Below are 13441 nucleotides of genomic sequence, written 5' to 3' on the forward strand. Positions count from 1 at the left end.
TGTATCCGAATTTAAGTCGAACAACAAACTTTATATACAATCATGAGTCAATTTGATGTAACCATTATTGGTTCTGGCCCTGGAGGATATGTTTCAGCTATCCGTTGTGCCCAATTAGGTTTTAAAACAGCTATTATTGAAAAATATTCAACTCTTGGAGGAACGTGTTTAAATGTAGGATGTATTCCATCTAAAGCATTATTAGCATCTTCGCATCATTATGAAGAGTTACAACACTTTGCAGACCACGGAATTGAAGTTTCGGGAGATGTAAAAGTGAATTTAGAAAAAATGATTGCTCGTAAACAAGCAGTTGTGGATCAAACTTCGGGTGGTGTAAAATTCTTAATGGATAAAAACAACATCACAGTTTTCAATGGAGTAGGTTCGTTTGAAAGCGCTACTTCTGTAAAAGTGACTAAAGAAGATGGTTCTTCGGAAATCATCGAATCTAAAAATATTATTATTGCTACAGGTTCTAAACCCTCTAGCTTGCCATTTATCAAATTAGATAAAGAAAGAATCATTACTTCTACTGAAGCTTTGAAACTAAAAGAAGTTCCAAAACATTTAGTAATTATTGGTGGTGGTGTTATCGGAATCGAATTAGGTCAAGTGTATTTACGTTTAGGAGCGCAAGTTTCTGTTGTTGAATTCATGGACAGAATTATTCCAGGAATGGACGCTGCTTTATCAAAAGAGTTGACTAAAGTATTGAAGAAACAAGGCATGAAATTCTATACGTCTCACAAAGTTCAATCAGTAGAAAGAGCTGGAGATGTTGTAACGGTTAAAGCAGAAAATGCTAAAGGAGAAATCATCACGTTAGAAGGGGATTATTCATTAGTTTCTGTAGGTCGTCGTCCTTATACAGATGGATTAAACGCTGAAAAAGCAGGAGTAAAAGTTACCGAAAGAGGTCAAATCGAAGTAAACGATCATTTACAAACTTCGGCTTCTAATATTTATGCAATTGGTGATGTAGTTCGTGGAGCGATGTTAGCACACAAAGCGGAAGAAGAAGGAGTAATGGTTGCTGAAATTTTAGCGGGACAAAAACCTCATATCGATTATAATTTAATTCCCGGTGTAGTTTACACTTGGCCAGAAGTTGCAGCTGTAGGTAAAACAGAAGAGCAATTAAAAGCTGAAGGTGTAGCTTACAAAGCAGGAAGTTTTCCATTCAAAGCATTAGGTAGAGCTAGAGCAGGAGGAGACACTGACGGATTTGTAAAAATCTTAGCAGACGCAAAAACAGATGAAGTTTTAGGCGTTCACATGATTGGTGCAAGATGTGCCGATTTAATTGCAGAAGCAGTTACAGCAATGGAATTTAGAGCAAGTGCAGAAGATATTTCAAGAATGTCACACGCACACCCAACGTTTGCAGAAGCTATCAAAGAAGCAGCACTAGCAGCAACAGATAACAGAGCATTACACGTGTAAATAGAAAAGTTATTATATCAAAAAGCCGAAATTTCAATTGAAATTTCGGCTTTTTTTATTTTAAAGATTATGAGGAGTTAAAAATAGATTTTTTAGGTTGGTTTTAATATTTTACCGAACTTCTGTTATATTTAGTTATTCATTTTTCATAATTTCAAATTCAAATTCTTTCTTTATTACAGGATTGATAGTCAAATTGTTATATGTTCCAATTACTTGTAATTCTGTATCCCAACTTCCTTTTGTGAATTTGAATTGAGCTGGACTTTGGACTTTCAAAACAATACTTCTTTCATAATCAGAAGTTTTTTTCATTTCAATTTTGTTAGGATTCCAATCTCCCAAACTTGATTGGTTTCCTGTTATATAAATTGTGTCATTTTTGTTATTAACTTTTACTTTTATCTTGACTTCATAAATTTCCTTGCTTAATTCTCTTTCTTGCTTTTTCTGAATATTTTCAAAGTAGAATTTTAAAGCATTATTCAAACTTGGTGGAAATGTATTCCAATGATTATTTTCAGGATATTCAGCAATTTCAACTGTTAGTTTTTTGCTTTTAATGGAATCTTTGAAAAAAGAGTATACGTTCTCTCTCGCAGGCTTCCATTCTTTCCAATATTCAATACCTTCATTTGCGTTACTTAAATAAATGAAAGATTCTTTTTTTAATTTTGCAAAGTCAAATTTAATAATGTCTTTACTTAATTTGTCATCATCATATGCAAAATTTGGCGAAATTGCTATATAATTTTGAAAAAGATTTGGCTTCTGAATTAAAGAATATAAAATAAACGATGCACTTAAAGAGTGACCTACTGCAATGTTTTGATTTGAAATTCTGTATTTTGAATTTACATAAGAAATTAACTCAGTTTCTACAAAATTCAAAAAATTGTCTGCGTTACCTGAGTATTTACCGTATCTTTTCTTTGATTCTTCTGTTTCCAATATTGGTAATAAATCGTTATTCCTTGAATAGTCAAGTTTTTCATCGAAAGGAGAAGTTATTCCAACTACGATAAAAGATTTATTTCCATCTGTCAAAAAAGAAATTATTGAAGTCGTATAATCAAAAAATTCCCTGTTTTGGCTGTCAAAAACATAAATCACATTAAAATACTCGTTTGTTCTCCAATCATAGTCAATAGGAGTGTATATCAAAACTTCTCTTTCTTGATTTAATGCTTTTGAATGTATTTTAACATTTTCAACCCTTGCAATTGATTGGGCAAAAGTTTGACTAAAAAATACAATGAATAATAATAGTCCAAATTTTAATTTCATTTTGTAGGTTTTATAATAACACACAACTTGTTCATATGTATAACAAAATCATACTTAGCAACCCAACTTTGGGTGTATATGTAAGATAAAATTCAGTTAAATAATTTTAAATTTTACGGCTTTACAATTTCTTTAAAACCATCCCTATTGGCATAAATTAAAAAGATATTAGCAGCTAAAACAAATATAGCAACAGGTAAATCAGATACTTGCGTTACAGTATGAATTAGAAAAATATTCACCGAAATGGGTAACAATAAAAGGGTTCCTAATTTGATAAATTTTCCACTTACAAGCATTAAACCCGCAATTAATTCTATTGATTTTACCAATGGAAACATGTATTTTGAAGCCATCAATCCTCCCATTAAAGTGGCCATATCACCAGTTGGTGCAGGTTGTTCTCCTAAATTGAAGAAATAAGAAATAGAAGCAAAAAGCATCAAAGCTCCTAAAAGCACACGAACAATAATTGTTGCAATTTTCATAATTTGAATAGTTTTTTGATTAGTTATTTCAAAGATACTAAATTATGTAAACAAAAAACTATCGGTTTCCCGATGGCTAATTTCTTACTTTTTCAAAAACTTTTTATATCCCAACAATCCTAAAAACACAATTAAGGCAAAAGGCCAAAGCACCACAATAAACGAAATAATATGTTCCAACATAAACCAACCCGTTTTTACACTATCCCAAATTTGTAAACCAATATTTGGTCGGTAAGCGTTGATGCTTTTTTCATTAGCCACCATTTCTTGTTTGATGCTTTCGTCTTGGTAAATGTTTAGCGTTAAAGTACTAAAGTTGACTTGGTCTTGTAACGATAAATTCTGCAATTTTGAAGCATCATTTTGCTCTTTTTTTGCATCTAAGGTTACTTCGGCATCCACAACTTGATTTAGTTTCTTTCCTTTCGAATCAATTGCATTTGCCAAACGTTTTTCAGATAAATTGCTTCTTTTTTGCGCTAATTCATTCGATAACATTTGTAAGGAAACATCATCTGCTTTTATGATGCGATAATCTAAAAAATGAATTTGTTTTGCTATGGTTTTTATCACCGTATCCATTTTCGTATTCGGAACACGAATGGTAATGTTGTTATCCACTTTATATTTTGTAGTCACTAAAGTACTATCCTGACTAACTTTGGTTCGGTCTTCGCTGTGAATGTTGCTTTGAAGATGGGTATACGTTACAAATCCACCAAATTTCGTTGTCGCATCTTCAATCGCATAAGTCGATTTGGCAACATTCTTGACTTTAAATTTCACATCGGCGGTTCGAACAAATTTCCGATTGCTGTTTTTGTTTTCAACGGCTGCGGAAGAAGAAACAACACTTGTGCTATCAGTTGCAACATTTTCCGAATAATCAGGGGTTTCTTCAGCAACACTTTCTTTACATGCTACTATTAAACCAAGTGCTAGCAAAGTCAATACGATTTTGGTGTTTTTGTTCATAAAAATTCATTTTTAAAGTTATTGATTAATTGTTTTTAATACATGTAGTTTTAGAATCAATACAAATGAATTTTTAATTGGGTTAGTTATTGAGGCAAGAATAAAAACCGTGCCAAATTTTAACATTTGAACCATTTTTCAACAACTATTTTTTTGTTGTACTTTTACGAAGTAAATTTTCCAATTTGAGAACAGTAATTACAAAAGATATTTCGCATTTTTCCGACTTTAAAAACCAACTTTTACATTGGGCGAACCAACACAGAGAAGTTGTGTTTTTAGATTCGAATGACTATCATCAAAAGTATTCCAGTTACGATGTGGTTTTAGCGGTGGATGCTTTTACTTCTATTAAAACCGATTACGAAAACGCGTTTCAAGATTTGTATCAATACCAAAGTCAAACGAAAGATTGGTTGTTTGGTTACTTATCCTACGATTTAAAAAATGATATCGAAGCTTTACAATCTAATAATTTCGATGGATTAGATTTCCCAGATTTGTTTTTCTTTCAACCTAAAAAGTTGTTTTTGATTAAAGGAAATCAGATAGAAATTCAATATTTACGAATGTGTGATGACGAAATAGAATTAGATTTCGTAGAAATAATTCAGTGTTTAGTATTTAGTGTTCCGTCATCTGATGTTGAAATTCAGCAACGTATCTCAAAGGAAAATTACCTTTCCAAAGTTTCCAAAATGCTCGAACACATTCATCGTGGCGACATTTACGAAGCCAATTTCTGCATGGAATTTTATGCCGAAAAGGCTCCAATCGAACCCTTGGAAATTTATCAAAAACTAAATGCTATTTCCGAACCGCCTTTTGCTGTGTACTTCAAGAATAATTTTCAGTATTTGCTTTCCGCTTCACCTGAGCGTTATTTGCGAAAAGAAGGAAATAAAGTCATTTCCCAACCGATTAAAGGAACAGCCAAAAGAAGTCTCGATTTAGAACAAGACGAACAATTAAAATTCGATTTAGCTCAAAACGAAAAAGAGCGTTCAGAAAACATCATGATTGTGGATTTAGTTCGCAACGATTTATCGCACACCGCCACAAAAGGAAGCGTTCAAGTAGAAGAATTGTGTCAGATTTACACGTTTAAGCAAGTACATCAAATGATTTCTACGATTGTTTCCGAAGTAGAAAATTCGACTTCACCCATCGAAATTCTAAGAACCACTTTTCCTATGGGAAGTATGACGGGAGCGCCAAAAATTTCGGCTATGCAAATTATTGAAGACTTGGAAGAAACAAAACGCGGTTTATACAGTGGAGCAGTAGGCTATTTTACTCCAAATGGAGATTTTGATTTCAATGTCGTAATTCGAAGTATTTTGTATAATTCGGAAAATCAATATTTATCATTTTCTGTTGGAAGTGCTATAACATCTCAGGCTATTCCAGAAATGGAGTATGAAGAATGTTTGTTGAAGGCAAAAGCGATGTTTGAAGTGCTGCAATCCAAATAATTCCTTATTTTTGGTCATGCTTACAAAATTTCAAAATCATATAGAACAAAATTTTGCCCAACTAAAAGACAAGAAATTGCTTTTAGCTGTTAGTGGAGGCATTGATAGTATGGTTTTGATGCATTTGTTTCAGCAATTGAATTATGATATTAAGATTGCACATTGTAATTTTCAATTAAGAGGGAAGGAAAGCGATGCTGATGAACTTTTTGTAAAAGTAAAAAGTGAAAAGTTAAAAGTAAAAAGTTATTTCATTCGATTTGATACTGAAAATTATTCTAAAGAAAACAAACTTTCTATTCAATTAGCAGCTCGAAAGTTACGTTATCAATGGTTTCAGGAACTTTTGTTAGAAAATCAATTGGATTATTTGGTTACCGCGCATCATTTGGATGACAATGTCGAAACGTTTTTAATCAATTTTACTAGAGGAACCGGCTTAGAAGGTTTAACGGGAATTCCAGCTCAAAATGGAAACATTATTCGTCCGTTGTTGGCTTTTTCTCGTTTGGAAATTGAAAATTATGCGTTAGAAAATGAAATTCAATGGCGAGAAGATTCTAGTAATGCATCGGATAAGTATTTCCGAAATAAACTGCGTCACGACATTGTTCCCATTTTAAAAGAATTGAATACCGGATTTTTAGATTCGTTTCAAAACACTTTACATCATTTGCAACAAGCTGAAAGTTTAGTTAATGACGCTTCTAAATTGGTTTATGAAAAAGTTGTAGAGGAGAAAGAGAGTCAATTAGAAATTCATTTGAAACCTTTGCTTGAATTCCAAAATTACAAAGCGTATTTGTACCAATGGCTTAAATCATATGGATTTTCGGCGTGGAATGATATTTATGATTTGGTCGATGCACAATCAGGAAAACAGATTTTTTCAGAAACGCATTTTTTGTTGAAAGATCGAGAAAAATTAATCCTTTCAGTAAGAAAATCATCTAATGAAGAAGAAATTTATGTTATTAAGTCGTTAGATGATAAAGTTAATATTCCCTTAAAACTTAGGTTTTATAAAGCAGTTAACATTTTTGAAACGCATTCGAATTGTATATTTGTAGATGAAAGCAAACTCAAATTTCCATTAACCATCAGAAAATGGCAAGAAGGAGATTATTTTTATCCATCAGGAATGAGTGGAAAAAAGAAGTTGAGTAAGTATTTTAAAGATGAGAAATACTCGCTTTTAGATAAAGAAAATCAATGGTTGTTAGGTTCGGAAGACCAAATTGTTTGGGTTGTTGGAAAACGAGCTGATGACCGATTTACAAGTAAAGAAACAACACAAAACATCATAAAAATAGTATTAGAAGAATGAAAAAATATTTTGCCTTAATCGCCTTAATTTTTGGAATTTTTGGAAACGCGCAAATTTTGAATCCAGTACAATGGAAAACAAAAGTTGTTCAAAAATCGGCTACCGAATTTGAATTGATTATGGATGCTACTATAGAAAATGAGTGGCACATGTTTTCGCAATATACTCCAGATGGTGGTTCGCTTCCCACGGTTTTTAATTACAAAAATCAGAAAGGAAATTATCAGTTAGTTGGAAAAACAACTGAGAGTAAATACAAAAAAGTATATAACGATATCTTTGAGGTTGATGAATACATGTTTGAAAACGCTGCACAATTCAAGCAAACGGTAAAGATTACCAATGCCAATCTAAAAGAAATTAAGGTCTATGTGGAATACCAAGCTTGTAAAGAACAATGTATCCAACAAGATGCTACTTTTACTTTTAAATTGCCTGCAATTAAGACAGAGGATGTAGCAAGTACAGTCGTAGAAACTGATTCGACGATTGTTGCTACTGATACATCAGCAGTTGTAACTGCAGTTACAGAAAAATCTACAAAAGAAGTTGTAGCAACTGCAGCTCCAAAAACAGAAGAAAAAGGATTATGGTCGATTTTCTTTTTAGCGTTTTTTGGTGGATTTGCGGCTTTACTTACGCCTTGCGTATTCCCAATGATTCCTATGACAGTGAGTTTCTTCACCAAACAAAGTAAAACCAAAGCAGAAGGAAAGAAAAACGCTATTTTATATGGTGTTTCAATTATATTGATTTACGTTATTTTAGGTTCATTAGTAACAGGTGTTTTTGGAGCGGATTCGTTAAATGCACTATCAACAAACGTTTGGTTTAACTTGATTTTCTTTGGATTATTAGTGTTTTTTGCAGCCTCATTTTTAGGAGCATTTGAAATCGTTTTACCAAATTCATGGGCCAATAAAGTAGACCAACAAGCCGATAGAGGAGGATTTGTAGGAATCCTTTTTATGGCATTGGCTTTAGCAATTGTTTCATTTTCTTGTACTGGACCAATCGTTGGAACATTATTAGTTGAAGCAGCGTCTAAAGGTGGTTTAGCGCCAATTATAGGAATGTTAGGATTCTCATCAGCTTTAGCATTACCCTTTATGTTATTTGCGATGTTCCCAGGTTGGATGAACTCGTTACCTAAATCAGGTGGATGGTTAAATACGGTTAAAGTTTCTCTAGGATTTTTAGAATTAGCTTTAGCATTCAAATTTTTATCGAATGCCGATTTAGTAGTGCAAGCACATTTATTAGAAAGAGAAGTTTTTATAGGAATATGGATTGCGATTTTTGGAACTTGGGCAGCGTATCTTTTTGGAAAATTAACGTTGCCACACGATAGTCCTATGACTCATCTATCTGTTGGAAGATTGTTTATGGCGATTTTCGTTACGATATTTACAATTTATCTAATTCCAGGATTATGGGGTGCTCCATTGAAAATTATTTCAGGATTTCCACCGCCAATGACCTATAGTGAAAGTCCTAACGGAATTGGAACTTCCGGAGGAACCACGCCAGCTGCAGTTGCACTTCCAGAACATGCTCACTCAGGTCCACATGGAATAATAGCTTTTCACGATTATGAAGACGGATTGGCTTACGCTAAGAAAGTAGGTAAACCAATTTTATTAGATTTCACGGGTCATGCTTGTGTGAATTGTAGAAAAATGGAAGATTTTGTTTGGTCTAAACCTGAAATCTTATCGATTTTGAAAGATCAAGTTGTTCTGGTATCGTTATATGTAGATGACAAACGCGAATTACCAAAAGAAGAGCAATACGTTTCAAAAGAAACAGGTAAAGAAATTGTAACGATTGGAAACAAATGGAGCGATTATCAAATTACTCATTATAAAAACAATGCACAACCTTATTACATTATTTTAGATAGCGATGGAAATGATATTACCCAGCAAATTGGATATACACCAGATGCTGAGGTATATAAAAAATGGTTAGAAGACGGAATATCAAAATTCAAAAAATAAATTAAATCCCGAGCAATCGGGATTTTTTATTTCAAAAACTTTTCTATATTTGCATCTATATAAGCCATTTAAAAAGTATAAGCCATGTTAGTAAAAGTATTCGGAAGCGCCGTTTTTGGCGTAGAGGCCACTACAATCACTGTAGAAGTAAACACAGAAAAAGGAATCGGTTATCATTTAGTTGGACTTCCTGATTCGGCCATAAAAGAAAGCAGTTTTCGAATTGCTGCTGCACTTAAAAACAATTCCTATCAATTTCCCGGTAAAAAAATCATTGTAAATATGGCGCCTGCTGATTTACGAAAAGAAGGTTCTGCTTACGATTTAACTATTGCAGTTGGAATTTTAGCGGCTTCTTCTCAAATTACCTCAAAAGAAATCGAAAATTACATCATCATGGGCGAATTATCGCTTGATGGTACTTTACAACCCATAAAAGGAGCATTATCTATCGCTATTAAAGCCAAAGAAGAAGGTTTTAAAGGAATTATGATTCCAATCCAAAATGTCAAAGAGGCCGCAATAGTAGAAAATATTGATGTTTATGGGATTTCAAATGTTACCGAAGTAATCGAATTTTTTGAAGGAAAAGGAAACTTAGAACCCACAAGAATTGATACAACTGAAGAATTTTCAAAAACTCTAAACTTTCCAGAACACGATTTTGCCGATGTTAAAGGCCAAGAAGGAATAAAACGATGCATGGAAATTGCGGCTGCTGGCGGTCATAACATTATTTTAATTGGTCCGCCAGGTTCTGGAAAAACGATGTTAGCCAAGCGATTACCAAGTATTTTGCCACCAATGACGATGCGAGAAGCTTTGGAAACTACTAAAATTCATTCTGTTGCTGGAAAGACAAAAGATGTAGGTTTGATGGCGCAGCGTCCTTTTAGAAGTCCACATCACACCGCGAGTTCAGTTTCCTTAGTTGGTGGAGGAAGTTATCCACAACCTGGAGAAATTTCCTTAGCTCACAACGGCGTTTTATTTTTAGACGAATTACCCGAATTTAAACGAGAAGTTTTAGAAGTAATGCGCCAACCTTTAGAAGATAGGGAAGTTACGATTTCTAGAGCGAAATTTACGATTACTTATCCATCTTCGTTTATGTTAGTGGCGAGTATGAATCCGAGCCCGGGAGGTTATTTTAATGACCCTAATGCACCTGTGAGTTCTACTCCTCAAGAAATGCAGCGCTATTTGAGCAAGATTTCGGGACCATTATTAGATCGAATTGATATCCATATTGAAGTAACACCTGTCCCGTTTGAAAAACTAACTGAAACTCGAAAAGCAGAAAGTAGTGTAGCAATTAGAGAGCGAGTTACAAAAGCCAGACAGATTCAATCGCAACGCTTTGAAAATTTTGAACATATTCATTATAATGCGCAAATGAGTAGCAAATTAATTCGTGAATTTTGTGTTTTAGATGAGGTTTCGTTACAATTACTAAAAACAGCGATGGAACGTTTGAATTTATCCGCTAGAGCGTATGATAGAATTTTAAAAGTATCTAGAACTATAGCTGATTTAGAGAATTCTGAGAATATTCAATCGCATCATATTGCAGAGGCAATTCAGTATCGTAGTTTGGATAGGGAAGGGTGGTTAGGATAAAAAAAAAAGAATTCTTCTTTTTTTTTAAGAAGAATTCTTTTTTTAAAATGAATCTTGTTTGGAACTAATATGTATCCATTTTTTATCACTATTTAATTTAAATGATCCAATAAATTCTTTATTCCATTGCGATGGGTGAATCAAGGATAGGAAATGAGTTCCATCATTTGATTGATATAAATGATACGTTTCACCAATTAAGGGTTCGAAAGAATATTTGGAATTGTAGATAATTTCGTTCCATTCATATTCTTGCATTAACTTCTCATATTCGGCTTTAAGTTCATTGAATTTACTTTCAAATTCTTTGTTAACTTTTCTAATTCCTACACTTTTCCAATCCAAAATATTGTCTATTTTGATTACGGGTGCTCCAACATTAGTTGGATAGGCAAGCATACTAGCATTGTAACCTTCCTCTTCATTAAAAACAACATTATCTGGAATTTTATTTTTCATATTTTTATGATTGAATATTTACCAACTTTTTGTTTAATTAAATTAATTAAAAGTTAAACAAAAGTACAAAAAATATTCAAATAAGTTACTTATAATGACTAAAATTGTTTTAAAAATAAATTATTGATGAAAAGCTACATTTCTTCGGCAAAAGTATCACTTAATCGAATATCACCAGACTTGAATCCTTTCATAAACCATTTCATACGTTGTTCAGATGAACCATGAGTAAATGAATCGGGAACAACATGACCTTGCATTTTACTTTGAATGGCATCATCACCAACAGCATGAGCGGCACTTAACGCTTCTTCAATATCACCTTCTTCTAAATATTTTTGGTTATAATGTGCCCACAATCCGCCATAGAAATCGGCTTGGAGTTCTAAACAAACGGATAATTTATTGGCTTCGGTTTCACTTTTGGTTTGTTGTAATTTTCTAACTTTTCCCGAAGTTCCTAAAATGGTTTGGACATGATGTCCCACTTCGTGAGCAATTACGTAAGCTATTGCAAAATCACCACCTTTAGCTCCAAAACGGGTTTTTAGCTCCTCAAAAAAAGCTAAATCCATATACACTTTATGATCGCCTGGACAATAAAATGGTCCTGAAGCAGAACTTGCCCCACCACAAGCAGTTTCAACGGAACCCGAAAATAATACCATTTTAGGTTGTTTGTAAGTTCCTAAATTATTTTCTTCAAATATTTTAGTCCAAGTATCTTCAGTATCAGCTAAAACGGTTGAAACGAATTCTCTCATTTCCTTTTCTTCAGGAGTAAGTTCTCTTTGTTCTACTTGTTCTGTTTGTTGTACACCTTGACTTTGTTGAATAGTATCAACAAATGGTGCTGCTTCAGGGAAAAACATTTTTACTAGAAAAAATATAATTGCTATGGTACCTCCACCAGCAATTACTTTTCCACTGCCAGACATTCCTCTTCTGTCTTCTACGTTGTCACTTTGACGTCTACCTTTCCATTTCACAATTTCAAATTTTGATTATAACCCAAATCGAATTCCTAAATATAAATCAGCTTGTTTTCCGTTATTAGCTAGTGCAGAAAAAACACTATTAGATCCCATGAAAAATCCACCCACTCTAAATCCAATTCCACTAGTAAACCCAGAAATTTCATTTGAGGCTAAAGGCACAAATGTTTCAAACCATTTAGTAGTGAATCTTGGAATTAATGTATAGGAATTTTGTGTAGTTATAAAATCATTTTTAGAATCATCATTTATTTTTTGATTCACACTTGCTGTAACAAACCATTTTTTTGCTAATCTAACATCTGCATAGGCATTGATAACAGTAGGAAGTTTTACTGAATAATGAGCTGTGTTTGAAGTTGATTGAAAATAATTAGCATTAGCAGGGTCATTAAGAATAGTTTCAATTTCCGATAAACTTTCAGCATTTTCAAATTGGTTTAAATCTAAACTTTCAAAATTTTCAACATTTAAAGAATAATTTTTATTAAGATTGTTATTCGATTTAAAGGTCATAGAACCAATGTTTTTAATTGATAATCCGGTATTTAATTTGTAACTATTTGTATCATTTTCATCTTTTAAACGATAATTAATAGCTAAATCAGCAGCAAAACCATTAATTCCTTGAGAGAAGAATTCGTTATAATTTCCTTGATCATTATAATCATTCGCTAAAACACCAGCGTAAGCAATATTAACATTTGCCGAAGCATTTGTAAGTGATAGATTTCCCATATTATTGACTAAAGTACCACTGAAATTATTTGCAGAAAAATTTGCATAAGCACCTGGAAACAATAATCTTAAGTTTGTACCAATATTTAATTTATGTTTTGGTAAATCTATAATATTTCTTGCTAGAGTAAACCCAAGTTCTCCCCAAGTAGTAGCATTTAATCTTTGGTTTTCGTTAGATGAAATGATTGTTTGAGAAAAAATAGTACTCAAATTTCCGTTTTGTATAGCATCAGCTAATTGAGAGTTTACATTAATTACATTAGCCTTAATGTTGGCAACTGAATATATTCCGAACCCCCATTTATTATATTTAAATGCAAAAGAGGGTCCATATATTTGAGAATCAATTCTTAAATTTACTGCTTCATTTCCTTCAAATATTTTGTCTTCAAGATTATTTCCTTTAATTAAGTCGTTAAAAGATAGTTTGTTATTTGAAATTCCGGCTGAAAAATTAAATATATTGGCTTCAAATTTTGAATTAATATTTGCTAATTCGGCTGGGTTATTTGTTGCATTCAATAAGCCTACTCTTTTAGATGTAGTAATACCATTAAAATGCTCCTGTGAAAATAAAGAAGTTGATAATAGAATAGTTAATGTAATTAGTTGTATTCTTTTCATG

Annotated in this window: 11 protein-coding genes; 5 read left to right on the forward strand and 6 right to left on the reverse strand. The window is 32.7% G+C overall.

Features of this window, described 5'->3' with window-relative positions:
• The first annotated feature begins 42 nt into the window (after window positions 1-42).
• Window positions 43-1446 (forward strand): dihydrolipoyl dehydrogenase, encoded by a 1404-nt coding sequence (lpdA, locus tag B4I81_RS02350; protein WP_291106979.1) that lies wholly within the window; start codon window positions 43-45, stop codon window positions 1444-1446.
• Between the two features lie 135 nt (window positions 1447-1581).
• Here lpdA and B4I81_RS02355 read toward each other — a convergent pair whose 3' ends face one another.
• The 3 genes from B4I81_RS02355 to B4I81_RS02365 form a co-directional block, all read right to left on the reverse strand.
• Window positions 1582-2733: an alpha/beta hydrolase-fold protein gene (locus B4I81_RS02355; RefSeq protein ID WP_291106981.1), complete on the reverse strand. Its 1152-nt coding sequence runs from the start codon at window positions 2731-2733 to the stop codon at window positions 1582-1584.
• Between the two features lie 113 nt (window positions 2734-2846).
• Complete coding sequence (locus B4I81_RS02360) at window positions 2847-3221, reverse strand: DoxX family membrane protein (RefSeq protein ID WP_291106983.1); 375 nt, start codon at window positions 3219-3221, stop codon at window positions 2847-2849.
• 84 nt (window positions 3222-3305) lie between these two features.
• On the reverse strand, window positions 3306-4199 hold the full coding sequence (locus tag B4I81_RS02365) for a DUF4349 domain-containing protein (RefSeq protein ID WP_291106985.1): 894 nt from the start codon (window positions 4197-4199) through the stop codon (window positions 3306-3308).
• Window positions 4200-4384: 185 nt separating this feature from the next.
• Between B4I81_RS02365 and B4I81_RS02370 the strand changes: the two genes are divergently transcribed.
• From B4I81_RS02370 to B4I81_RS02385, 4 genes are all read left to right on the forward strand, one after another.
• Window positions 4385-5674: an anthranilate synthase component I family protein gene (locus B4I81_RS02370; RefSeq protein ID WP_291106987.1), complete on the forward strand. Its 1290-nt coding sequence runs from the start codon at window positions 4385-4387 to the stop codon at window positions 5672-5674.
• Window positions 5675-5690: 16 nt separating this feature from the next.
• Window positions 5691-7001: a tRNA lysidine(34) synthetase TilS gene (tilS, locus tag B4I81_RS02375; protein ID WP_291106989.1), complete on the forward strand. Its 1311-nt coding sequence runs from the start codon at window positions 5691-5693 to the stop codon at window positions 6999-7001.
• Window positions 6998-9001, forward strand: a complete 2004-nt coding sequence (locus B4I81_RS02380) for a protein-disulfide reductase DsbD family protein (protein ID WP_291106991.1) — start codon at window positions 6998-7000, stop codon at window positions 8999-9001. Before tilS ends, B4I81_RS02380 begins: the two co-directional genes overlap by 4 nt.
• 84 nt (window positions 9002-9085) lie before the next feature.
• Window positions 9086-10621 carry a YifB family Mg chelatase-like AAA ATPase gene (locus B4I81_RS02385; RefSeq protein ID WP_291106994.1) on the forward strand — a complete coding sequence of 512 codons (1536 nt, stop codon included), beginning with the start codon at window positions 9086-9088 and terminating at the stop codon, window positions 10619-10621.
• Between the two features lie 42 nt (window positions 10622-10663).
• On the opposite strand, the gene B4I81_RS02390 is transcribed toward B4I81_RS02385, so the two are convergent.
• From B4I81_RS02390 to B4I81_RS02400, 3 genes are all read right to left on the reverse strand, one after another.
• Window positions 10664-11080: a DUF2452 domain-containing protein gene (locus B4I81_RS02390; protein WP_291106996.1), complete on the reverse strand. Its 417-nt coding sequence runs from the start codon at window positions 11078-11080 to the stop codon at window positions 10664-10666.
• A 134-nt stretch (window positions 11081-11214) separates the two neighbouring features.
• On the reverse strand, window positions 11215-12069 hold the full coding sequence (gene ypfJ / locus B4I81_RS02395; RefSeq protein WP_291106998.1) for a KPN_02809 family neutral zinc metallopeptidase: 855 nt from the start codon (window positions 12067-12069) through the stop codon (window positions 11215-11217).
• A 15-nt stretch (window positions 12070-12084) separates the two neighbouring features.
• Window positions 12085-13440, reverse strand: coding sequence for a hypothetical protein (locus B4I81_RS02400; protein ID WP_291107000.1), 1356 nt, complete (start codon window positions 13438-13440; stop codon window positions 12085-12087).
• Between the last annotated feature and the right edge of the window lies 1 nt (window position 13441).

Source organism: Flavobacterium sp. UBA6195, from assembly GCF_002422095.1.
Classification (GTDB): domain Bacteria; phylum Bacteroidota; class Bacteroidia; order Flavobacteriales; family Flavobacteriaceae; genus Flavobacterium.

Coding starts and splice junctions, on each gene's coding strand:
- B4I81_RS02385 (WP_291106994.1), top strand. CDS start 9,086: ATGTTAGTAAAAGTATTCGGAAGCGCCGTTTTTGGCGTAGAGGCCACT.
- B4I81_RS02365 (WP_291106985.1), bottom strand. CDS start 4,199: ATGAACAAAAACACCAAAATCGTATTGACTTTGCTAGCACTTGGTTTA.
- B4I81_RS02380 (WP_291106991.1), top strand. CDS start 6,998: ATGAAAAAATATTTTGCCTTAATCGCCTTAATTTTTGGAATTTTTGGA.
- B4I81_RS02390 (WP_291106996.1), bottom strand. CDS start 11,080: ATGAAAAATAAAATTCCAGATAATGTTGTTTTTAATGAAGAGGAAGGT.
- B4I81_RS02360 (WP_291106983.1), bottom strand. CDS start 3,221: ATGAAAATTGCAACAATTATTGTTCGTGTGCTTTTAGGAGCTTTGATG.
- lpdA (WP_291106979.1), top strand. CDS start 43: ATGAGTCAATTTGATGTAACCATTATTGGTTCTGGCCCTGGAGGATAT.
- B4I81_RS02400 (WP_291107000.1), bottom strand. CDS start 13,440: ATGAAAAGAATACAACTAATTACATTAACTATTCTATTATCAACTTCT.
- B4I81_RS02355 (WP_291106981.1), bottom strand. CDS start 2,733: ATGAAATTAAAATTTGGACTATTATTATTCATTGTATTTTTTAGTCAA.
- tilS (WP_291106989.1), top strand. CDS start 5,691: ATGCTTACAAAATTTCAAAATCATATAGAACAAAATTTTGCCCAACTA.